This is a genomic window from Micromonospora thermarum, assembly GCF_012034245.1.
In the GTDB taxonomy this organism is placed as follows: domain Bacteria; phylum Actinomycetota; class Actinomycetes; order Mycobacteriales; family Micromonosporaceae; genus Micromonospora; species Micromonospora thermarum.
In genome coordinates this window covers 13,838-34,223 of the sequence record NZ_JAATEO010000008.1, presented here as the reverse complement: position 1 = coordinate 34,223, position 20,386 = coordinate 13,838, and the positions used below count along the sequence as shown (strand labels likewise).

Genomic DNA, 20,386 nt, shown 5'->3' with positions numbered 1-20,386 from the left:
GACTCACGTCCTTTGCTCTGCTTCAACCACCGCAACACTCACGCCCGGTTTCCGTCGCGTGGGTTGAAGCAGAGCAAAGGGAGCGGAGGGACACCGGCCACCTCACGTCGGGCCACGGCCGGGACCGGGCCGGCAAGCGCCCGCTCTGCGGCCGGGACCGGGGGGCAGCGGCCGGGAGACCGGGCGGACAAGCGCCGGCCGCCCACCGGCGACGAAGTTTTCCTTCGCTTCAGCTATCCGATATTGAAACTTCTGTTCATCGTCGGGTTGACTGTCGTCCATGCGTACCCGCAGACGATCCACCCGGCTCGCCGGCGTCCTGCTGCTGACGCCGTTGCTCACCGCGACCACCGCCGCCGGCCCGGTCCCCGCCGCGCTGGCCGCCCCCGCCAGCGACCTGTCCGCCACCGCGGTCGAGGACGCACCCCGCGCCTCGTCCCACCCCGCCGGTGCGGTCACCGTCGCGGCGGACCCGGCGGGGGCCACCCGTGCGGCCCGGACCACGACCGGCGTCGAGCCGGCCGGCGGTCTCGAGACCACGAAGACCACGCGTCCCGTCGCCCCGGGGCTCGACCTCACCTCCTTCGACCGGTACGACGCCGACGGCTGGCTACGCGCCGACGCCCTCACCGCCGACCTGTCCGGTGACGTCACGGTGGACTACGTCAACTCCGGCGTGGTCAGCAAGGCGGAGCCCCTGCGCGCGGCGGCCGACCGCACCCGCGCAGTCGCCGCCGTCAACGGTGACTTCTTCGACATCAACAACTCCGGTGCCGCCCAGGGCGTCGGCATCCAGGACGGTCAGCTCGTCCAGTCCGCCGTCGCCGGGCACCGCAACGCCGTCGCCCTCACCACGGAGGGGCTCGGCCGCGTCGTCGAGGTGCACTTCGAGGGCACCGCGACGCTGCCCACGGGTCCGGTGCCCCTGACCCAGTTCAACAACATGGTCCAGGCCAACGGCATCGGCGTGTTCACCGCGCTCTGGGGGTCGTACACCCGGGAACGTCCCGTGGCGGGCGCCACCCGCGTCACCGAGGTCGTGGTGGTCGACGGTCGCGTCGCCAGCGTCGCCACCACCGCCGGCAGCGGCCCGATCCCCGCCGGCACCACCGTGCTGCTCGGCCGGGACGCCGGCGCCGACGCCCTCGCCGGGCTGCGCCCCGGCGACCCGGTGAGCGTCGCGTACCGGCCGAAGCCGGCCGACGGCAGCAGCCTGCACGCGGCCGTCGGCGGCGGCAACGTGCTGGTCCGCGACGGCGTGGTGCAGAGCATCGCCGACCCCACACTGGCCCCGCGGACCGCGGTCGGCTTCTCCGCCGACGGACGACGCATGATCATGCTCACCGTGGACGGACGGCAGGTCGACAGCCGTGGCGTCACGCAGACCGAGATGGGCCGGATGATGGCCGAACTCGGCGCCCACCACGCGCTGAACCTCGACGGCGGTGGCTCCTCGACGCTGCTCGCCCGCGAGCCGGGCGCGGCCGCGGTGCAGGTGGAGAACAGCCCGTCCGACGGCACCGAGCGGGCCGTCCCCAACGGCCTCGCCCTCTACGCGCCGCAGGGCAGTGGCCGGCTCACCGGGTACTGGCTGGAGACCGCGAGCGACCCCACCAGCGCGCCGGGCGTCTCGCCGGTGCGCGGCGGCCGGCCCGACCGCGTCTTCCCCGGCCTGACCCGCCGGCTCACCGCGGCCGGACACGACGAGACGTACGGGCCGGCGGCCGGCGAGCCGACCTGGCGGGCCAACCCGGCCGCGCACGGGAGGGTGGACGGCGACGGCGTGTTCCGGGCGGGCCTGCCCGGGCAGGTCACCGTCACGGCGTGGCGGGACGACGCGCGGGGCGCCATCGACCTCACCGTGCTCGGGCCACTGAGCCGGATCGACTCCACCGTGGACCGGATCGGCCTCGACGGCACCGACGGGACGGCCCTGGTCTGTGTGGTCGGCTACGACGCCGAGGGCAACACCGCGCCGATCGAGCCCGCCGACCTGACCCTCGACTACGACCGGGAGCTGCTGCGGATCACGCCGACCGCCGAGGGCAACCTGTTGGTGACGGCGCTGCGGGACACCGGCTCCGCGCTGGTCACCGTCCACGTCGGCCGGAGCACCGCGGTCGTCCCGGTCACCGTCGGGCTCACCGACGTGTCGGTGGCCACCTTCGACGACGCCGCGTCGTGGCGGTTCAGCCAGGCCCGGGCCAGCGGCTCGGTCGCGCCGGCGCCGGGCCGCACCGGCACCGGCCTGCGGATGTCGTACGACTTCAGCCAGTCCACCGGCACCCGGGCCGCGTACGCCGATCCGCCCGCCTGGATCGAGGTGCCCGGTCAGCCGCAGGCGTTCGGCATGTGGATCCACGGCAACGGCACCGGGGAGTGGCCGAGCCTGCACCTGCACGACGCGCAGAACACGCAGCACGTGCTGCGGGGGCCGCTGGTGACCTGGACGGGCTGGCGGTACGTCGAGTTCACCGTGCCGTCCGGCGTGCAGTACCCGCTGCGGGTCCGCCGGTTCTACGTCGCCGAGACCCGGGCGGACACGCAGTACCGGAGCGAGGTCGTCATCGACGACCTGGTGGCGAAGGTGCCGCCGACGCTCGACGTGCCGGCCGAGGCCCCGCGGACCGACCGGGTGGTCGTCCGCGAGGGCACGGTGGACGGGCGCCCTGGCGGTTCGCGGTGCTCTCCGACGCCCAGTTCGTCGCGGCGAACCCGGACAGCGACCTGGTCGCCCAGGCCCGCCGTACGCTCCGCGAGGTGAAGGCCGCGAAGCCGGACTTCGTCGTGGTCAACGGCGACTTCGTGGACACCGCTTACCCGGCGGACTTCGCCCTCGCGAAGCGGCTGTTCGACGAGGAACTCGGCGGGGAGCTGCCCTACCACTACGTCCCCGGCAACCACGAGATCATGGGCGCGCCGATCGACAACTTCCGGGCGGTGTTCGGTGCCACCGAGCGGGTCTTCGACCACAAGGGGACCCGCTTCGTCACCCTCAACTCGTCCACCGGGACGCTGCGCGGCGGCGGGTTCGAGCAGGTGCGGATGCTCCGCGCGGCGCTGGACTCGGCCGCCGGGGATCCGGCCGTCGGCTCGGTGGTCGTGCTGCACCACCACCCGCCCCGCGACCCCAGCCCCGCCAAGGCGAGCCAGCTCGGCGACCGCAAGGAGGCGGCGCTGCTGGAGCAGTGGCTGGCCGACTTCCAGCACCGGACCGGCAAGGGGGCGCTCTTCATCGGCGCCCACGTCGGCACCTTCCACGCCGACCGGGTGGACGGGGTGCCGTTCGTCATCAACGGCAACTCGGGGAAGAACCCGTCCACCCCGGCCGACCAAGGCGGCTTCACCGGCTGGAGCGAGTACGGCGTGGACCCGGTGACCCCGGCCGAGGCCGACCAGGCGCGGCGCAACCCGCTCGCCGAGGGCCCGCGCTGGGTCGACGCGGAGTTCCACGCCCACGCCGACCGGGTCACGTTGACCGCCCCGGAGGCCGTCACGGTCGGCACCCCGGCGACCGTCACCGCCACGGTGACCCAGCCCGGTGGCCGTACGGTGCCGGTGGCCGCCCCGGTCAGCGCGGACTGGTCGGCGTCGCCGAACCTGCACATCGGAGCGGCCGCCGGGCTGAAGCCCTGGCACGTGGCCCGCTTCGACCCGGCGACCGGCCAGCTCACCGCCCTGCGACCGGGGGCGTCGGTGCTGCTCGCAGTCGAGGTCAACGGCGTCCGCGCCGAGGCGACGGTCATGCTCACCGCGGCGGCGGAGGCCGCCTGAGCCCGGCACCCGACGGGCCCCCGCGATCGCGGGGGCCCGTCGCCGTCAGAAGTCGCCCTCGGCGACCTGGAAGACGGTCAGGCCCAGCTCGCGCCACATCCGCACCACCTGCATCCGGTCGTCGAAGACGCCGACCACCCGGTATCGGTCCTTGACCTCGCGCTCGTAGATCTCCCGCTTGACGATCGAGTCCTTGCGCGAGTCGCCGACCGCCCGCAGGTGCAGCGCGAGGTAGGGGACCTTGACGTGCCGGTCCAGCCACGCCTCGGTGGCGGCGCGGGCCGACGCGTCCCGGCCCGAGCAGAAGATCACGCCATGTCCGGCGGCGTGCATCGCCCGGACCGCCGAGATCACCGCCGGGTTCGGCTCGTCCTCGCCGACCCGCGTCATGTCGTACGGACTGCGGGAGACGTTCAGCGCGACGGTCCCGTCGATGTCGACCAGGACGATCTCGGGCGGCTCGTCGGAGGGCGGGTGCACCCGCGCCGGCCGTCCCGTCCGCGCCGTGGGCACCGGTAACGGCAGCGGCTTGCTCTCCAGGTAGCGCTCGAACAGGCGGCGGATCGCCGCCTCGCCGACGCGGTCCGCCTCCGGCCGGGCGGCGTCGCGACGCAGGCACTCCTCCAGCGGCACGTCGGTGAAGTCGTGCACCTCGAACTCGGCGCCGTACCGGGCGGCCAGGTCGGCCCAGTCCCGCAGGGTCCGCGACCGCAGGTTGGTGTCGTCCACGCAGACGTCCGCCCCGGAGCGCAGCAGCGCCTCCACCTGGGCCCGCTGCACGAGCGTCACCTGCCACTCGGCCCGCTGCGTGAACAACCGCTCGCCGTGCAGCATCCGGCGCAGGTCGTCCCGGTTCACCCGGACCACGGACGGTTGCAGCTTCCGGGCGAAGGTGGTCTTGCCGGAGGCGGGGAGCCCCCGCGTCGCGATCAGGCGGGCCATCAGTCACTCCGTGTCGTACGTCGGGTCGGCCGTGTCCCGGTGAATGCCCGACCGTGGGCCGGGAATGCCGGAGCAGGGGCGTGCGTTGTCGATGCCGGACCCGTTGTGCGGCCCGATTGCCGGGCCGGCGTACGCCCATGGCACACTGGTCAATCGGCCACCGGTACCGGTTCACGCCCTTCCACCGTCGGAGCACGTGACGGGGGCGACCCGGCGACCACCGACGAGAGGACCGAGGCGACATGAAGCCCAACATCCACCCGGAGTACGTGACCACCGACGTCACCTGCTCCTGCGGCAACACCTTCACCACCCGTAGCACCGCCAAGGGCGGCACCATCCACGTCGAGACGTGCAGCGCCTGCCACCCGTTCTACACGGGCAAGCAGCGCGTCCTGGACACCGCCGGCCGGGTGGCCAAGTTCCAGCAGAAGTACGCCAAGGTTCAGGCCAAGAAGGGCAAGTAACCTTCCGTTCGGCGCCCGCGTCCGGTTTCCCGCCGGACGCGGGCGTCGTCCGTATTCCGCCCCGATGGGGTCATCATCCGTCCAGCGCCGTCGTCGAAGGAGCATCGTCCATGAGCAGCGAGCGTCTGGCCGTCCTCCTCGACGAGTACGCCGAGCTGGAGAAGCGGCTGGCCGACCCGGCCATCCACGCCGACCAGAACACGGCCCGCCGGGTCGGCCGCCGGTACGCGGAGCTGGTGCCGCTGCACAAGGCCGCCGCCGAGCTGGAGCAGGCCCGCGCGGACCTGGTGGCGGCCAAGGAGCTGGCCGCCGAGGACCCGGCCTTCGCCGCCGAGGCGGAGACCATCGCGGCGACGCTGCCGGCGCTGGAGGAGCGGCTCGCCGAGCTGCTCATCCCGCGCGACCCGCACGACGCCAAGGACGTGATCGTCGAGATCAAGGCGGGGGAGGGCGGCGAGGAGTCCGCGCTCTTCGCGGGCGACCTGCTGCGGATGTACACCCGGTACGCGGAGCGCCGCGGCTGGCTCGTCGAGGTGATCGACGCGCAGGACTCGGACCTGGGCGGTGTCAAGGACGTCTCGCTGGCCATCAAGACCAAGGGCGTGCCGGAGGGCGGCAACGGCGTGTGGTCCCGGCTCAAGTGGGAGGGTGGCGTGCACCGCGTGCAGCGCGTGCCGGTCACCGAGTCGCAGGGCCGCATCCACACCAGCGCGGCCGGCGTGCTGGTGCTGCCGGAGGCCGAGGAGGTCGACGTCACGATCGACCCGAACGAGCTGCGGATCGACGTGTTCCGCTCGTCCGGCCCGGGCGGCCAGTCGGTGAACACCACGGACTCGGCGGTGCGGATCACCCACCTGCCGACCGGCATCGTGGTCTCCTGCCAGAACGAGAAGTCCCAGCTGCAGAACCGTGAGCAGGCGATGCGGATCCTGCGCGCCCGGCTGCTGGCGGCGGCCCAGGAGCAGGCCGACGCGGCCGCCTCGGACGCCCGCAAGGCGCAGGTGCGGACGGTGGACCGCTCGGAGCGGATCCGCACGTACAACTTCCCGCAGAACCGGATCACCGACCACCGGATCGGCTACACCGCGTACAACCTGGACCTGGCGCTCGCCGGGGACCTCGACGGTGTGCTGGAGGCGCTGGTCGAGGCCGACCGGGCCGCCCGCCTCGCCGGGGACGCCGAGCTCTCCCGGCGCTGACCGCCGTAGGTCGGGGCGCGGGCGGTCAGGATGCGCGCGGGTGGGTCTTCGCGTGCAGCATCGCGCGGTCGGCGGCCCCGAAGGCGGCGCTGAGGGCGTCGTGCGGGCCCGGCCCGGTGGCGGTCACCTCGGCGAAGCCGATGCTGACCCCGACCGGCGTGCCGGGGACCAGCGACTCCCAGTCCTCCGCCCGGACGGCGCTCTCGATGCGGCGGGCCACCTCGGCCGCCTCGGCCATCCCCGCGCCGGACAGCACCACGACGAACTCGTCGCCGCCGTAGCGGGCCACGAAGTCGCCCCGGCGCATGACCCGGTTGACCAGCCCGGCGACACGTTGCAGGACCAGGTCGCCGGAGTGGTGGCCGTGGCGGGTGTTCACCGCCTTGAACCCGTCCAGGTCGCACACGCCGATCACGACCCGCTCGCCCCGGGCGATCACGGCGGCGATGTACCGCTCCAACCGGCGCCGGTTGGGCAGGCCGGTCAGCGGGTCGGTCAGCGCCTCGCCCTCGAAGCGGGCCGCCTCGCGGCGCAGGTCCTCGTGGTCGATCCGGGCGGCGATGCCGTCGATGTACACGTCCCGGAGGCGGTCGTTGCGTTGCGCGGCGAGCCGGAAGGCCAGCCGGTCGGCCCGGTGCGCGGCCGCGTGGTCGCCCGCGCGGCTCAGGGCGATGCTGCGCAGCCGGGCCGGCTCGGCCGCACCCAGCGTCTCGGTGGAGACCTGCACGCCGTCCAACCGGGTGACCGCCTCGATCGGGCGGCCCTCGGCGATCGCCAGGCAGACCTGGCCGAGCTGACGCATGTCGCGGGCCCGGGAGCTGTCCCCGCCGTGGCTGAGCAGCCGCGACGGGGCCGCGTCCGTCCCGACCTCCAGCCGGTCGCCCAGCGCGGCCCGGCGCGCGGCGGCGTAGCCGTACGCGGCGAGGCTGCTCGGGCGCAGCCGGCCGGCCCGCCCCGCCCGCAGGAAGCGCTCCAGGTCCCCGGCCACGTCCCGGAGCACCCGCAGGCAGCCGTCGCTGTCGCCGTTGTGGTCGAGCGCGACCGCGTTGCGCAGCCGGATGCCGGGAGCGGCGAACGTCTCCTCGGGGATGCCGGCGGCGAGCCCGAGCTGCCGCGCGCGCTCGATCGCGCCGAGGGCGTACCCGTGGAAACTGAGGTAGGAGTAGGCCATCGCGAGGTCGTGCCAGCCCCACGCGGTGTCCCGGTCCGGGTCCTCCACCGAGCCCAGCGCGCGGGCGGCCCGCACCAGGTGGGTGACGCAGCGGTCCAGCGCGCCCTGGTGGTGGGCGGCGAGCGCGGCGAGGGCGTTCAGGTGCCCGTGCAGGTACGGCTCCGCGAGATCACGGACGGCGGTGGTGGCCTCCTCGATGGCCCTCGTGTACTCGGCCGTCCGGCCCAGGTTGAGCACCGCGGAGAGGCGCTGCACCAGCGCGTCGGCCCGTGCGCACGGGTCGGCGGTGGTGGTGAGCACCTGGTCGAGGACGGTGTACGCCTCGGCGGAACGACTCGACTCCTGCAGCGCCCGCGCCCGAGTCAGGGCGTCAACCTGGTCGCCGACCCGGTCGAGCCAACCCACCCGTGACCTCCCGTCGGTGTGCGCCTGGCCGCACCAGCTCGTGGTGGGCTCCGCGACGCTTCATGATTATCTCGTGAGCACCCTGCCGCAACAGCCGTCCGAAGGGACGAACCGGGAGCGACCCACCGTGGCGGTGGCGCGGGCGGCCCGGATGCTCGCCGACGCCGGTGTCGAGGGCGCGCGCGCCGAGGCCGAGCTGCTGGCCGCGTACGTGCTGGGGGTGTCGCGGGGGCGGCTGGCCCTGGCCGACGGGTTCACCCCGGCCCAGCGCGACCGGTTCGACGCGCTGGTGACCCGGCGGGCCGACCGCGAGCCGTTGCAGCATCTCACCGGCACCGCCGCGTTCCGCCACCTGGAGCTGGCGGTCGGGCCGGGCGTCTTCGTGCCCCGCCCGGAGACGGAACTGCTCGCCGGCTGGGGCGTCGACCAGGCGCGACGGATCCCGGAGCCGCTGGTCGTGGATCTGTGCAGCGGGTCCGGCGCGATCGCCCTCGCGGTCGCCCAGGAGGTGCCGGCGGCGCGCGTGGTGGCGGTGGAAGGGTCACCGGAGGCGCTGTCCTGGCTGCGGCGCAACGCGGCGGACCGGGCCGCGGCGGGGGACCGGCCGATCGAGGTGGTGGCGGCCGACGTCACCGCGCCGGACCTGCTCGCCGACCTGGCGGGCCGGGTGGACGTGCTGCTCTGCAACCCGCCGTACGTGCCGGCGGACGTGACCGTGCCGCCGGAGGTGGGTCGGCACGATCCGGCGAACGCCGTGTTCGGTGGCGGCGACGGCCTGTCGGTGATCCGGCCGGTGGTGGCCCGGGTGGCGGTGCTGCTGCGCCCCGGCGGCGTGCTCGGGATGGAGCACGACGACACGCACGGCGAGGTGGTGCCCCGGCTGCTCGCCGAGGACGGCCGGTACGCCTCGATCGCCGACCACACCGATCTCGCCGGCCGGCCCCGGTTCGCCACCGCGTCCCGGCGAGCGGACGGCCCGCACGCCGGCGACGGCCCGGCGTGGCAGACTGCATCCTCGTGATGCTCTACGACTGCCGGTCGCCCGCCGACCGGGACCGCGGCATCGCTGCGGCCATCGAGGCGGTCAAGAACGGCGAGCTGGTCGTGCTACCGACCGACACGGTCTACGGGATCGGCGCGGACGCGTTCACCCCGTACGCGGTCAAGGCCCTGCTCGACGCGAAGGGTGGCCGGCCGGCCCCGCCGCCGGTGCTGATCGGTTCCCGGCACACGCTGGACGGCCTGGTCTTCTCCCTGCCGCGCGCCGCCCGGGACCTGGTCGAGGCGTTCTGGCCGGGTGCGCTGACCATCGTGGTCGAGCACTCGCCCAGCCTCCGGTGGGACCTCGGCGAGACCTCGGGCACGGTCGCGGTGCGCATGCCGCTGCATCCGGTGGCGCTGGAGGTGCTCCGGGAGACCGGCCCGATGGCGGTCGCCTCGGCCAACAAGGCCGGCCAGCCCGCCGCGACGACGGCCGAGGCGGCGCGGGACCAGCTCGCCTACTCGGTGCGGGCGTACCTGGAGGCCGGGCCCGCGGTGGACCCGGTGCCGAGCACGATCGTGGACCTCACCGGCGAGGTGCCCCAGCTGGTCCGCCCGGGCGCCATCGGGCTGGAGAAGCTGCGCGACGTGGTCCCGGACATCGTCGAGAGCCGGGTGGCCTGAGTGCCTCCGTTCACAGTTCTGCACGTGTGCATGGGCAACATCTGCCGTTCGCCGATGGCGGAGCGGCTGTTGACCCTGGCCGTCCGGGAGCGGCTGGAGCGGCGCGGGTCGGACCCGGGCCGCGCCGACGACCTGCTGCACAGCCACAGCGCCGGCACCGGCGGCTGGCACGCCGGTGAGGAGATGAACCCGCCGGCCGCCCGGCAGGTCGCCGCCCGCGGCGGCAGCGCCGAGGGGTTCGCCGCGCGCAAGCTCCGTTCCGACCACATCGACGCCGCCGACCTCGTCCTGACCGCGACGGCCGACCAGCAGGAGTACGTGGTGGCGCTGCGCTCGGACGCGGCGGCACGCACCTTCGTGCTGGGTGAGTTCGGCCGTCTGCTGGCCGCGCTGGACCCGGCCGGCCTGCCGCCCGCCGACGCGACCCCGGACGCCGTGTACACGCGGGGCGTGGCTCTGGTCGAGGCGGCCCACGCCGCCCGGGCGGGCACCACCCCGCTGCCCACCGACGACCTCGACGACCCGTGGGGTCGCGGCGACCAGTGCTTCGGCCGGGTCGCCGACGAGATCGAGGAGACCGTCCACCCGCTGGCGGCGGCGCTGCTCCCGTAACCCACCCGGGTTACCCGTCCGCGGAACGAGGCGGACAAGAGGCACATTCAGGTCATTCTGTGTGGGTCCTGCCGGCTCCTGCGGGGAGAGCTGATGACCCGGGCACATCTCGACAAGCTCCTGACCGTCCTGCTGGCCGGCGTCCTGGCCGGCCTGGTGCTCGCGGCAGCGGCCCTACCGGCCGCGCTGGTGTTCGGAGTCGGGTTCTCGGCGCTCGCCGCGCCCTACTCGGAGCTGCCCAACAACCTGCGGACGCCGCCGACCGCGCAGCGGTCCAACCTGTACGCCAGCGACGGCACCACCCTGATCACGTCCTTCTACCAGGAGGACCGGGTGGACGTGCCGCTGGCGGAGGTGGCCCCCGTCATGCGCCAGGCGATCATCGCCGCCGAGGACGTCCGCTTCCACGAGCACAGCGGGGTGGACCTGCGCGGCGTGGCCCGAGCGTTCACGAACAACCAGAGCGGCGGCTCGCGGCAGGGCGCCTCGACGCTGACCATGCAGTACGTCCGCAACGTCCTCTCCAACGACCCGCGGTTGACCGAGCGCCAGCGCCGCGCGGCCACGGAGGTGAGCACCACCCGCAAGGTCCAGGAGATGCGGTACGCGCTCGCCCTGGAACGCGAGCTGAGCAAGGACGAGATCCTGGCCCGCTACCTCAACATCGCGTACTTCGGCGCCGGGGCGTACGGGGTGGCGGCGGCGAGCAAGCGCTACTTCTCCAAGTCGCCGGCCAAACTGACGCTGGCCGAGGCGGCCCTGCTGGCCGGGCTGGTCCGCTCGCCGCACACCGACGACCCGATCAACGGCGACGCCGACGCCGCGCTGCAGCGTCGGGCGTACGTGCTCGACCAGATGGTGGAGTCCGGGCAGCTCCCGGCCGCACAGGCCGCCGGCGCGAAGGCCCAGCCGCTCGCCCTGCGAACCAGCGAGACGCCGAACGACTGCACGGCCGTGCCCGAGGCCCACAAGGACTGGGGCTTCTTCTGCGACTGGTTCACCCGCTGGTGGAACTCCCAGGAGGCGTTCGGTTCGACGGTCGACGAGCGGCAGCTCGCACTGCGGCGAGGTGGGTACTCGATCGTGGCGTCGCTCGACCCGGCGGTGCAGCGGGCCGCCACGGAGCAGGTGCGGCGGATCTACCCGGCGGACGACCCGCACGCGATGCCGACCGCGGTGGTCCAGCCCGGCACCGGCCGGGTGCTGGCCATGGCGGTGAACCGGAACTACAGCGTGGAGGCGAACCCGCGCGGGTCGAAGAACCACCCGAACACGGTCAACCAGCTGGTGGCCGGCGGCGGGTCGATCCAGGGCTACCAGGCCGGCAGCACCTTCAAGCTGTTCACCATGCTGGCCGCGCTGGAGTCCGGCCTGCCGCTGGACACCGCGTACGACGCACCCGAACGGATCCTCACCGGCTACCCGGCGAGCGGCCCGGCGAGCTGCGACGGGTACTGGTGCCCGCGCAACGCCAACTCGTCCGTCGACGGCCGGCACACCATGTGGAGCGCGTTCGGCCTGTCGGTCAACACGTACTTCGCCTGGCTCATCGAGCGTGTCGGTGCCGACCGGGTGGTGGAGATGGCCGAGCGGCTCGGCATCGTGTTCCGGGCCGAGGACGACGCGCGACTGGCCCGGCACGGGGCCCGCGAGTGGGGGCCGTTCACCCTCGGCGTCTCGGCGACCACGCCGCTGGACCTGGCGAACGCGTACGCCACGGTGGCGGCCGAGGGGACGTGGTGCGCGCCGCTGCCGGTGGTGTCGGTCACCGACGCCGCCGGTCGTCCGGTCGCCGCGGCGCAGCCGGACTGCCGCCAGGTCGTGGACCGGGACGTGGCCCGGGCGGCGGTGGACGCGGCGCGCTGCCCGGTCGGCGACCGGTCGATGTACCGGGGCTGCGAAGGCGGCACCGCGGAGAGCCTGCGTGCGAAGCTGGGCCGCCCGCTCGCCGGGAAGACCGGCAGCTCGGAGGGGTACGGCACGGAGACCGTCGTCGCCGTCACCCCGCAACTGGCGGTGGCCGCGATCGCCACCAACCCGGACGACCCGCGGGACCCGGTGGGCCGGACGGTGCAGGCGCGGATGGTGGGCGCGGTGGCGGAGCTGATGTCGTTCGCCCTGCGTGACCAGCCGGTGCGCGACTTCGTCCCGCCGAGCGAGATGACCGCCCACGAGATCACCGGCGGCCGGACGGGCGAATAGGGCGTGTGTCGAGGTCCTCGGTCGAGCCGAGGACCTCGACACGCCCTAGCGCCGCGGGCGGGCGAGGTCGCCGGTCTCGGCGCCCTTGGCGATGTTGCGGGCCATCCCGCCGAAGACCACCGCGTGGAACGGTGCCACCGCGCCCCAGTACGCGTGACCGGCCAGACCGCGCGGCAGGAACACCGCCCGCTGGTGGTACCGGCTCCGGCCGTCCCCGGCCGGCATCGCCCGCATCTCCAGCCAGGCCCGGCCGGGCAGGCGCATCTCGGCGCGCAGCCGCAGCAGCTCACCGGGGACGATCTCCTCCACCCGCCAGAAGTCCAGCGCCTCGCCGACCTGGAGGCGGTGCGGGTCGCGCCGGCCCCGGCGCAGGCCCACCCCGCCGATCAGCCGGTCCAGCCAGCCCCGCACCGACCAGGCCAGCGGGAAGGAGTACCAGCCGTGCTCGCCGCCGACGCCCTCGATCACCCGCCACAACCTGTCCGGCGGGGCGTCCACCACCCGCTCCCGGACGTCGGTGTAGGCGGTGCCGCCGGACCACTCCGGGTCGCTGGGCAGCGGCTCGGCCGGTGCGTCCGGCCCGCTCGCGGTGGACCAGCGCGTCTCCACCTCCGCGTCGCGCACCTTCGCCAGCGCCAGGGCGACCGCCTCGTCGAAGCCGGTCAGCCCCTCCGGCGGGTCGGGCGCGTACGCCGCGATGTCGTGCTCGCGCGCCACCGCCTCGTGGATGAGGCTCTCCACCAACGGCCGGGCGATCTTGTTGGGCACCGGCGTGATCAGTCCGACCCAGTACGAGGAGAGGGACGGGGTCAGCGCGCGCACGGGCAGGATGATCCGCCGGGGCAGCCCGGCCACGCGGGCGTACCGCTGCATCATGTCCTGAAAGGTGAGGACGTCCGGCCCACCGATGTCGAAGGCGCGGTTGACGTCCGGCGGCAGCCGCGTGGCGGCGACGAGGTAGCGCAGCACGTCCCGGACGGCGATCGGCTGGATCCGGTTGCGTACCCAGCGCGGGGTCACCATGCCCGGCAGCCGCTCGGTCAGGTAGCGCAGCATCTCGAACGAGGCCGAGCCCGAGCCGATGATCACCGCGGCGCGCAGCACCACCGTCGGCACCCCGCTCGCCAGCAGGATCCGCCCCACCTCGGCCCGGGAGCGGAGGTGGGGGGAGGAGAGGCCCGCCTCCGCCGGCGGCTCCGGCCCGCCCAGGTAGACGATCCGGCGTACGCCCGCCGCGCGCGCCGCCTCGGCGAAGTGGGTGGCCGCCTCCCGGTCGGCGGACTCGAACCCGGACTGGCCGAGCGAGTGCACCAGGTAGTAGGCGACGTCCACCCCGTCGAACACGGCGGCCAGCGTGTCCGGCCTCCGCAGGTCGCCCTCGGCGATCTCGGTTCGGGAGGCCCACGGCACGTCCCGCAGCCGTCCGGCCTTGCGGGCCAGGCAGCGTACGGTGTGCCCCTCGGCCAGCAGGCGGGGCGCCAGGCGCCCGCCGATGTACCCCGTCGCTCCGGTCACCAGGCATCGCACGGCTTCCAGTCTGCGGCCCAATAGACTCTGGCGCTGTGGACACCGAGACGACGCCGACCTTCTGGGGGCCGGACTTCGACCAGCTGCGGGCGACCGATCCGGAGATCGCCGACGTCGTGCTCGGTGAGCTGACCCGGCTCCGTGGCGGCCTCCAGCTGATCGCCAGCGAGAACCTGACCTCGCCGGCCGTGCTCGCGGCGCTCGGCTCGACGCTGACCAACAAGTACGCCGAGGGCTACCCGGGCCGCCGCTACTACGGCGGTTGCGCGGAGGTGGACCGCGCCGAGGAGATCGCGATCGCCCGGGCGAAGGAGCTGTTCGGCGCGGAGCACGCCAACCTCCAGCCGCACTCCGGCGCGAGCGCCAACCTGGCCGCGTACGCGGCCCTGGTCCAGCCGGGGGACACCGTGCTCGCGATGGACCTGCCGCACGGCGGTCACCTCACCCACGGCAGCCGGGTGAACTTCTCCGGCAAGTGGTTCGCGACGGTCGGCTACACGGTCCACCGGGACACCGAGCTGATCGACTACGACGAGGTGCGCGACCTGGCGCTCGCCCACCGGCCGAAGATGATCATCTGCGGCGCGACGGCGTACCCGCGGCTGATCGACTTCGCGCGCTTCCGCGAGATCGCCGACGAGGTCGACGCGTACCTCATGGTGGACGCCGCCCACTTCATCGGCCTGGTCGCCGGCGGGGCCATCCCGTCGCCGGTGCCGTACGCCGACGTCGTCTGCTTCACCACGCACAAGGTGCTGCGCGGCCCGCGCGGCGGCATGATCCTCTGCCGGGAGCCGCTGGCCCAGCGGATCGACAAGGCCGTCTTCCCGTTCACCCAGGGCGGCCCGCTGATGCACGCCGTCGCGGCGAAGGCGGTCGCGCTGCGCGAGGCCGCCCAGCCGGAGTTCCGGGCGTACGCCGCCCAGGTGGTCCGCAACGCCCAGGCGCTCGCGGCCGGTCTCGCCGACCAGGGGATGCGCCCGGTCTCGGGCGGCACCGACACCCACCTCGCCCTGCTCGACCTGCGCGAGCTCGGGGTGACCGGCGCCGAGGCCGAGGCGCGCTGCGACGCCGCCGGCATCACGCTCAACAAGAACGCCATCCCGTACGACCCGCAGAAGCCGATGACCGCCTCCGGGATCCGGGTCGGCACGCCGAGCGTCACCACCCAGGGCATGGGCGAACCGGAGATGCGGCGGGTGGCGGACCTGATCGCCCGGGCGGTGCGCACCGACCCGGGCGAACCCGGTGGCGCCGACGCGCTGCGCCGGGTGGCGGCCGAGGTGACCGAGCTGGTCGGGGCCTTCCCGGCGTACCCCCGTGGCTGAGCGCGGGGTGCGCGAGCCGGCGGCGCCGACGGCCGGTGACCGGCGGTGGCGCCTGCGGCACCTGCCGCTGCTGCTCGCGGCGACCGGCCTGCTCGCGGCGGCGGCCGCGGTGGTCGGCGCGCTCACCGGAGGCTCCGACGCGGCCCTCGGCGCCGCGCTCGGGGTGGGCGTGACCGCCGCCAGCTACACCCTCACCACCGTCGTGCTGGCCTGGGCCGACAGCGTCAACCCGCAGCTCGTGCTGCCCTTCGGCCTCGCCCTGTACGCGGCGAAGTTCACCCTGCTCGGCGTGGTGATGGTCGGCGTGGCCTCGACCGGCTGGGCCGGGCTGGTCCCGCTCTGCCTCGGCATCGCCGCCGGCGTGGTGGTCTGGACCGGCGTGCACATCTGGTGGCTGACGACCGTCCACGCCCGCCGGTCACGCTAGGCACGGCCCACGTCGCTGTCCCACACCTCGGACGCCCGCAAAATGTGTCCGGCATGGGTCATTTTCTGGGTGGCCGAACGGGAGTAGCGTGCCCACAGACGACCCTGCCCGCCAGACGCCCACACAACCACGGTTGTGCGGGGGGTGAGGCACAGCCTCGTCTTCCCGGCTGATATCGTTCGCCCCGTCATGGCTGGTGACCAAAACCCCCGACCCAGCGGCGGCCCGGACGATGTTCCGTCCGGTGCCGGCCAGGGTTGGACCGCGCTCTCCTACCTGATCGCGGGCATGCTCGTGTGGGGTTTCATCGGCTGGCTGGTCGACCGGTGGCTCGGCACCGGTGGCATCGCCACCGGGATCGGCGTCGTGCTCGGCATGGCCGGGGGCATCATCCTGGTCGTCCGCAAGCTCGGCACGCCTAATTAGGAAGGGACGCGGTGTTCGGACAGGCGAACGTCCTGGCACAGGGCGAGGCGGTATTCCCTCCCAGCGTGGAGGACTTCTACCTGCCCAGCATCCTGCCGTGGGGTGCGGAGAACTCCTACTGGTTCACCAAGATCACGGCGATGGTCTGGCTCGCCGTCGGCGTCCTCATCATCTTCTTCCTGGCCAGCTACCGGAACCCGCAGCTGGTGCCGACGAAGAAGCAGTGGTTCGCCGAGTCGATCTACGGCTTCGTGCGGAACAACATCGCGGTCGACATGATCGGGCACGCGGGGGTGCGGTTCGCGCCGTACTTCACCACGCTCTTCTGCTTCATCCTGCTGACCAACTTCTTCGCGATCGTGCCGTTCCTGCAGATCTCGCCGAACTCGCACATCGCCTTCCCGGCGTTCCTCGCCGTGATCAGCTACGTGATGTTCATCTGGGTCGGCATCCGCCATCACGGGGCCGGGAAGTTCTTCAAGAATTCACTGATCCCGCCGGCGCCCTGGTACATCCTGCCGCTGCTGATCCCGATCGAGTTCTTCTCGACCTTCCTCGTCCGGCCGTTCTCGCTGGCCGTCCGTCTCTTCGCGAACATGTTCGCCGGCCACATGCTCCTGCTGGTCTTCACGCTCGGCGGCTTCGCGATGCTGAACATCACGCCGTGGCTGGCGCCGGTCTCGGTGCTGTCCTGGGCGATGACCGTCGCGCTCACCTTCCTCGAGTTCCTGGTGATCGTCCTGCAGGCGTACGTCTTCACCGTGCTGACCGCCAGCTACGTGCAGGGCGCGCTCGCCGAAGAACACTGATCCACCGCACCAACCGTTGTCGTCCCGCGTGACCGTCACGCGTGATAACCAGGAGGAACCAACCAATGGACGTTCTCGCCGCGGTAGAGGGCAGCACCGCCGCCATCGGCTACGGCCTCGCGGCCATCGGCCCGGGCATCGGCGTGGGCCTGGTCTTCGCCGCCTACATCCAGTCGACCGCCCGCCAGCCGGAGTCGTCGCGGATGACCCTGCCGTACGTCTGGATCGGCTTCGCCGTCATCGAGGCGCTCGCGCTGCTCGGTATCGCGTTCGGCTTCATCTGGCAGGGCCCGATCCAGTAATTCCGCCCCCCTCTGACCGGGAGGTCTTCCATGTTCTTCCTCGCCGCTGAGGGTGGTGAGTCCGCCCACAACCCGATCATTCCGATCTGGCAGGAGATCGTGGTCGGTGGCATCGCCTTCATCCTGCTCTGCGTCGTGCTGATGAAGTTCGTCTTCCCGCGCATGGAGCAGACGTTCCAGGCGCGGGTCGACGCGATCGAGGGTGGCATCAAGCGCGCCGAGGCCGCGCAGGCCGAGGCGAACCAGCTCCTCGAGCAGTACCGGGCACAGCTCGCCGAGGCGCGTACCGACGCCGCCCGGATCCGGGACGACGCCCGGGCCGACGCGGAGGGCATCCGCCAGGACATCCTCGCCAAGGCGCGGGAGGAGTCCGACCGGATCATCGCCGCCGGCAAGGAGCAGCTCGCCGCCGAGCGCGCCACCATCGTGCGCGAGCTGCGCACCGAGGTCGGCACCCTCGCGGTGGACCTGGCCAGCAAGATCGTCGGTGAGTCGCTCGCCGACGAGGCGCGTCGCAAGGGCACCGTCGACCGGTTCCTGAGCGGTCTCGAGAGCGCGGGGGCCCGCTGATGCAGGCCGCCAGCCGGGAGTCGTACAAGGTCGCGGCCGAGCGCCTCGACGCGTACGCCCGTGGCGCGGAGCCGTCGGCGGTGGCCTCCACCGCCGACGAGCTCCTCTCCGTCGCCGCGCTGCTGCGGCGGGAGCCGCGGTTGCGCCGGGCGCTCTCCGACCCGGCCCGTTCGAGTGAGGACCGCGCCGGTCTGCTCACCGGGATCCTGTCCGGCAAGGTCGGCGCGGACGCGCTCGACCTGCTGACCGCGCTCGTCTCCGGTCGCTGGTCGGCCCCGTCGGAACTCCTCGACGCCGCCGAGCTGCTGGGCGTCGAGGCACTCCTGGCGAGCGCCGACAAGGCCGGTGAGCTGGGCGAGGTCGAGGACGAGCTGTTCCGCTTCGGGCAGGTCGTCTCCGGCTCGCCCGAGCTGTCCAACGCGCTCTCCGACCCGATGGTCCCGGCCGACCAGCGGGCCACCCTGGTCGACCAGCTGATCGCCGGCAAGGCCCGGCCGGTCACCGGCTACCTCGTCGGGGTCGCGCTCGCCGGCTTCGGGGGACGCAACTTCAGCGGCGCGCTCACCCGGCTGGTCGAGCTGGCCGCCGACCGGCGGGACCGGCAGGTCGCGTACGTGACCGTCGCGGCCCCGTTGAGCGAGGAGGAGGAGCGTCGACTGGGCGCCAGCCTCACCGCGATATACGGTCGGGAGGTCTCTGTCAAGCAGACGGTGAATCCCGAAGTGCTGGGTGGCGTCAGCGTGCGGGTCGGCTCCGACCTGTACGACGGCACCGTCCTGCGCCGCCTCAACGAGACCCGCAACGCGCTCGCGAAGAGCTGACCAGCGCTTCCGCAGCCCTGATTCGACGCCATCGGACCGGTCGGTACTAGGTATCCCGGGCCCTGATACTTAAGGAAGCAGAGGATGGCCGAGCTGACCATCTCGACGGAGGAGATCCGCGGCGCCCTGGAGCGCTACGTCTCCTCCTACACGGCCGGCGTCTCCCGCGAGGAGGTCGGCACCGTCGCTGACGCCGGCGACGGCATCGCCCACGTCGAGGGTCTTCCCTCGACCATGACCAACGAGCTCCTGGAGTTCGAGGACGGCACCCTCGGTGTGGCGCTGAACCTCGACGTCCGGGAGATCGGTGTCGTCGTCCTCGGTGACTACGGCGGCATCGAGGAGGGCCAGCGCGTCAAGCGCACCGAGCGGGTGCTCTCGGTGCCGGTCGGCGACGCCTTCCTCGGCCGTGTGGTCAACGCGCTCGGCCAGCCGATCGACGGCCTCGGCGACATCCCGAACGAGGGCTACCGCGAGCTGGAGCTCCAGGCTCCGAACGTGATGGCCCGCCAGTCCGTGTTCGAGCCGATGCAGACCGGCATCAAGGCCGTCGACGCGATGACCCCGGTCGGCCGGGGCCAGCGGCAGCTGATCATCGGTGACCGGAAGACCGGCAAGACCACGGTCGCCCTGGACACCATCCTCAACCAGCGCGACAACTGGCGCTCCGGCGACCCGACGAAGCAGGTCCGCTGCATCTACGTCGCCGTGGGTCAGAAGGCCTCCACGATCGCCTCGATCAAGGGCATCCTGGAGGAGGCGGGCGCGATGGAGTACACGACCATCGTCGCCTCGCCGGCCTCCGACCCGGCCGGCTTCAAGTACCTGGCCCCGTACACCGGCTCCTCCATCGGCCAGCACTGGATGTACGGCGGCAAGCACGTCCTGATCGTCTTCGACGACCTGAGCAAGCAGGCCGAGGCGTACCGCGCCGTGTCGCTGCTGCTGCGCCGCCCGCCGGGCCGTGAGGCGTACCCGGGTGACGTCTTCTACCTGCACTCCCGGCTGCTGGAGCGCTGCGCGAAGCTCTCGGACGAGATGGGCGGCGGCTCGATGACCGGTCTGCCGATCATCGAGACCAAGGCGAACGACATCTCGGCGTTCATCCCGACCAACGTCATCTCCATCACCGACGGCCAGATCTTCCTCGAGACCGACCTGTTCAACCAGGGCGTCCGGCCGGCCATCAACGTCGGCACCTCGGTCTCCCGGGTCGGTGGCGCCGCGCAGGTGAAGCCGATGAAGAAGGTCGCCGGTTCGCTGCGGCTCAACCTGGCCCAGTACCGCGAGCTGGAGGCGTTCGCCGCCTTCGCCTCCGACCTGGACAAGGCCTCCCGGGCCCAGCTGGAGCGCGGTGCCCGCCTGGTCGAGCTGCTCAAGCAGCCGAACTACTCGCCGTACCCGGTGCAGGAGCAGGTCGTCTCGGTCTGGGCCGGCACCGAGGGCAAGCTGGACGACATCCCGGTCGGCGAGATCCGGCGCTTCGAGTCCGAGTTCCTCCAGTACCTGCGCCACAAGCACGAGGGCGTCCTGGCGGCGATCGCGGACAACAAGTGGGACGACGAGATCGTCGGCTCCCTCGACTCGGCGATCACCGAGTTCAAGAAGCTCTTCCTCGGCAAGGAGGAGGAGCGGCGGATCAACGAGCCCGCGGCCCAGCCGCTGGAGGGCGAGGAGAGCCGCGAGACGGTGACGCGGTTCCGCGAGGGCACGACCGACCGCCCGGCTGAGAGCTGACG

The 20,386-nt window shown here is 73.0% G+C and carries 19 protein-coding genes; 16 read left to right on the top strand and 3 right to left on the bottom strand.

What is annotated here, in order from left to right:
- Positions 1-280: 280 nt before the first annotated feature.
- Positions 281-2,764, top strand: a complete 2,484-nt coding sequence (locus HCJ94_RS09380) for a phosphodiester glycosidase family protein (RefSeq protein WP_240944096.1) — start codon at positions 281-283, stop codon at positions 2,762-2,764.
- Positions 2,683-3,774, top strand: coding sequence for a metallophosphoesterase family protein (locus tag HCJ94_RS30045; RefSeq protein WP_309227206.1), 1,092 nt, complete (start codon positions 2,683-2,685; stop codon positions 3,772-3,774). Before HCJ94_RS09380 ends, HCJ94_RS30045 begins: the two co-directional genes overlap by 82 nt.
- 45 nt (positions 3,775-3,819) lie before the next feature.
- On the opposite strand, the gene HCJ94_RS09375 is transcribed toward HCJ94_RS30045, so the two are convergent.
- Positions 3,820-4,716 (bottom strand): phosphatase domain-containing protein, encoded by an 897-nt coding sequence (locus HCJ94_RS09375; protein ID WP_168000586.1) that lies wholly within the window; start codon positions 4,714-4,716, stop codon positions 3,820-3,822.
- 242 nt (positions 4,717-4,958) lie between these two features.
- On the opposite strand from HCJ94_RS09375, the gene rpmE reads away from it, so the two are divergent.
- On the top strand, positions 4,959-5,183 hold the full coding sequence (gene rpmE, locus HCJ94_RS09370; protein ID WP_168000585.1) for a 50S ribosomal protein L31: 225 nt from the start codon (positions 4,959-4,961) through the stop codon (positions 5,181-5,183).
- A gap of 110 nt (positions 5,184-5,293) precedes the next feature.
- Positions 5,294-6,382, top strand: a complete 1,089-nt coding sequence (prfA, locus tag HCJ94_RS09365; protein WP_168000584.1) for a peptide chain release factor 1 — start codon at positions 5,294-5,296, stop codon at positions 6,380-6,382.
- 25 nt (positions 6,383-6,407) lie between these two features.
- Here prfA and HCJ94_RS09360 read toward each other — a convergent pair whose 3' ends face one another.
- Entirely contained in the window at positions 6,408-7,958 is a 1,551-nt protein-coding gene (locus HCJ94_RS09360; protein ID WP_168000583.1) for a GGDEF domain-containing protein, read from the bottom strand.
- A gap of 73 nt (positions 7,959-8,031) precedes the next feature.
- Between HCJ94_RS09360 and prmC the strand changes: the two genes are divergently transcribed.
- From prmC to HCJ94_RS09340, 4 genes are all read left to right on the top strand, one after another.
- Positions 8,032-8,979 (top strand): peptide chain release factor N(5)-glutamine methyltransferase, encoded by a 948-nt coding sequence (gene prmC / locus HCJ94_RS09355; protein ID WP_168000582.1) that lies wholly within the window; start codon positions 8,032-8,034, stop codon positions 8,977-8,979.
- The gene (locus HCJ94_RS09350) at positions 8,979-9,623 is read left to right on the top strand and encodes an L-threonylcarbamoyladenylate synthase (protein WP_168000723.1); all 645 of its coding nucleotides are present in this window, start codon (positions 8,979-8,981) and stop codon (positions 9,621-9,623) included. Before prmC ends, HCJ94_RS09350 begins: the two co-directional genes overlap by 1 nt.
- Positions 9,624-10,235, top strand: a complete 612-nt coding sequence (locus HCJ94_RS09345; protein ID WP_168000581.1) for an arsenate reductase/protein-tyrosine-phosphatase family protein — start codon at positions 9,624-9,626, stop codon at positions 10,233-10,235.
- 93 nt (positions 10,236-10,328) lie between these two features.
- A complete protein-coding gene (locus HCJ94_RS09340; RefSeq protein WP_168000580.1) occupies positions 10,329-12,437 on the top strand; it encodes a transglycosylase domain-containing protein in 2,109 nt (702 codons plus the stop codon).
- A 45-nt stretch (positions 12,438-12,482) separates the two neighbouring features.
- Here HCJ94_RS09340 and HCJ94_RS09335 read toward each other — a convergent pair whose 3' ends face one another.
- Positions 12,483-13,964 carry an SDR family oxidoreductase gene (locus HCJ94_RS09335; protein ID WP_168000579.1) on the bottom strand — a complete coding sequence of 494 codons (1,482 nt, stop codon included), beginning with the start codon at positions 13,962-13,964 and terminating at the stop codon, positions 12,483-12,485.
- 35 nt (positions 13,965-13,999) lie between these two features.
- On the opposite strand from HCJ94_RS09335, the gene glyA reads away from it, so the two are divergent.
- The 8 genes from glyA to atpA all read left to right on the top strand — a co-directional run bounded on the left by glyA (position 14,000) and on the right by atpA (position 20,384).
- Positions 14,000-15,292 (top strand): serine hydroxymethyltransferase, encoded by a 1,293-nt coding sequence (gene glyA / locus HCJ94_RS09330; RefSeq protein WP_168000578.1) that lies wholly within the window; start codon positions 14,000-14,002, stop codon positions 15,290-15,292.
- Positions 15,285-15,719: a hypothetical protein gene (locus HCJ94_RS09325; protein WP_309227205.1), complete on the top strand. Its 435-nt coding sequence runs from the start codon at positions 15,285-15,287 to the stop codon at positions 15,717-15,719. The genes glyA and HCJ94_RS09325 overlap by 8 nt, the downstream gene beginning before the upstream one ends.
- 189 nt (positions 15,720-15,908) lie before the next feature.
- Positions 15,909-16,145, top strand: coding sequence for an AtpZ/AtpI family protein (locus HCJ94_RS09320; RefSeq protein ID WP_168000577.1), 237 nt, complete (start codon positions 15,909-15,911; stop codon positions 16,143-16,145).
- 11 nt (positions 16,146-16,156) lie between these two features.
- Positions 16,157-16,954 (top strand): F0F1 ATP synthase subunit A, encoded by a 798-nt coding sequence (gene atpB, locus HCJ94_RS09315; RefSeq protein ID WP_168000576.1) that lies wholly within the window; start codon positions 16,157-16,159, stop codon positions 16,952-16,954.
- 65 nt (positions 16,955-17,019) lie between these two features.
- Complete coding sequence (locus HCJ94_RS09310; protein ID WP_168000575.1) at positions 17,020-17,256, top strand: ATP synthase F0 subunit C; 237 nt, start codon at positions 17,020-17,022, stop codon at positions 17,254-17,256.
- A 30-nt stretch (positions 17,257-17,286) separates the two neighbouring features.
- The gene (locus HCJ94_RS09305) at positions 17,287-17,826 is read left to right on the top strand and encodes a F0F1 ATP synthase subunit B (RefSeq protein WP_168000574.1); all 540 of its coding nucleotides are present in this window, start codon (positions 17,287-17,289) and stop codon (positions 17,824-17,826) included.
- Positions 17,826-18,647 (top strand): F0F1 ATP synthase subunit delta, encoded by an 822-nt coding sequence (locus HCJ94_RS09300; RefSeq protein WP_168000573.1) that lies wholly within the window; start codon positions 17,826-17,828, stop codon positions 18,645-18,647. Before HCJ94_RS09305 ends, HCJ94_RS09300 begins: the two co-directional genes overlap by 1 nt.
- 84 nt (positions 18,648-18,731) lie before the next feature.
- Positions 18,732-20,384, top strand: a complete 1,653-nt coding sequence (atpA, locus tag HCJ94_RS09295; protein WP_168000572.1) for a F0F1 ATP synthase subunit alpha — start codon at positions 18,732-18,734, stop codon at positions 20,382-20,384.
- Positions 20,385-20,386: the final 2 nt, after the last annotated feature.

What these genes read in the sequence shown, in the direction of transcription:
- HCJ94_RS09300 (WP_168000573.1), top strand. Translation starts at nt 17,826, where the DNA reads ATGCAGGCCGCCAGCCGGGAGTCGTACAAGGTCGCGGCCGAGCGCCTC.
- rpmE (WP_168000585.1), top strand. Translation starts at nt 4,959, where the DNA reads ATGAAGCCCAACATCCACCCGGAGTACGTGACCACCGACGTCACCTGC.
- HCJ94_RS09305 (WP_168000574.1), top strand. Translation starts at nt 17,287, where the DNA reads ATGTTCTTCCTCGCCGCTGAGGGTGGTGAGTCCGCCCACAACCCGATC.
- prfA (WP_168000584.1), top strand. Translation starts at nt 5,294, where the DNA reads ATGAGCAGCGAGCGTCTGGCCGTCCTCCTCGACGAGTACGCCGAGCTG.
- atpA (WP_168000572.1), top strand. Translation starts at nt 18,732, where the DNA reads ATGGCCGAGCTGACCATCTCGACGGAGGAGATCCGCGGCGCCCTGGAG.
- HCJ94_RS09320 (WP_168000577.1), top strand. Translation starts at nt 15,909, where the DNA reads ATGGCTGGTGACCAAAACCCCCGACCCAGCGGCGGCCCGGACGATGTT.
- HCJ94_RS09340 (WP_168000580.1), top strand. Translation starts at nt 10,329, where the DNA reads ATGACCCGGGCACATCTCGACAAGCTCCTGACCGTCCTGCTGGCCGGC.
- HCJ94_RS09310 (WP_168000575.1), top strand. Translation starts at nt 17,020, where the DNA reads ATGGACGTTCTCGCCGCGGTAGAGGGCAGCACCGCCGCCATCGGCTAC.
- HCJ94_RS09350 (WP_168000723.1), top strand. Translation starts at nt 8,979, where the DNA reads ATGCTCTACGACTGCCGGTCGCCCGCCGACCGGGACCGCGGCATCGCT.
- HCJ94_RS09375 (WP_168000586.1), bottom strand. Translation starts at nt 4,716, where the DNA reads ATGGCCCGCCTGATCGCGACGCGGGGGCTCCCCGCCTCCGGCAAGACC.
- HCJ94_RS09380 (WP_240944096.1), top strand. Translation starts at nt 281, where the DNA reads ATGCGTACCCGCAGACGATCCACCCGGCTCGCCGGCGTCCTGCTGCTG.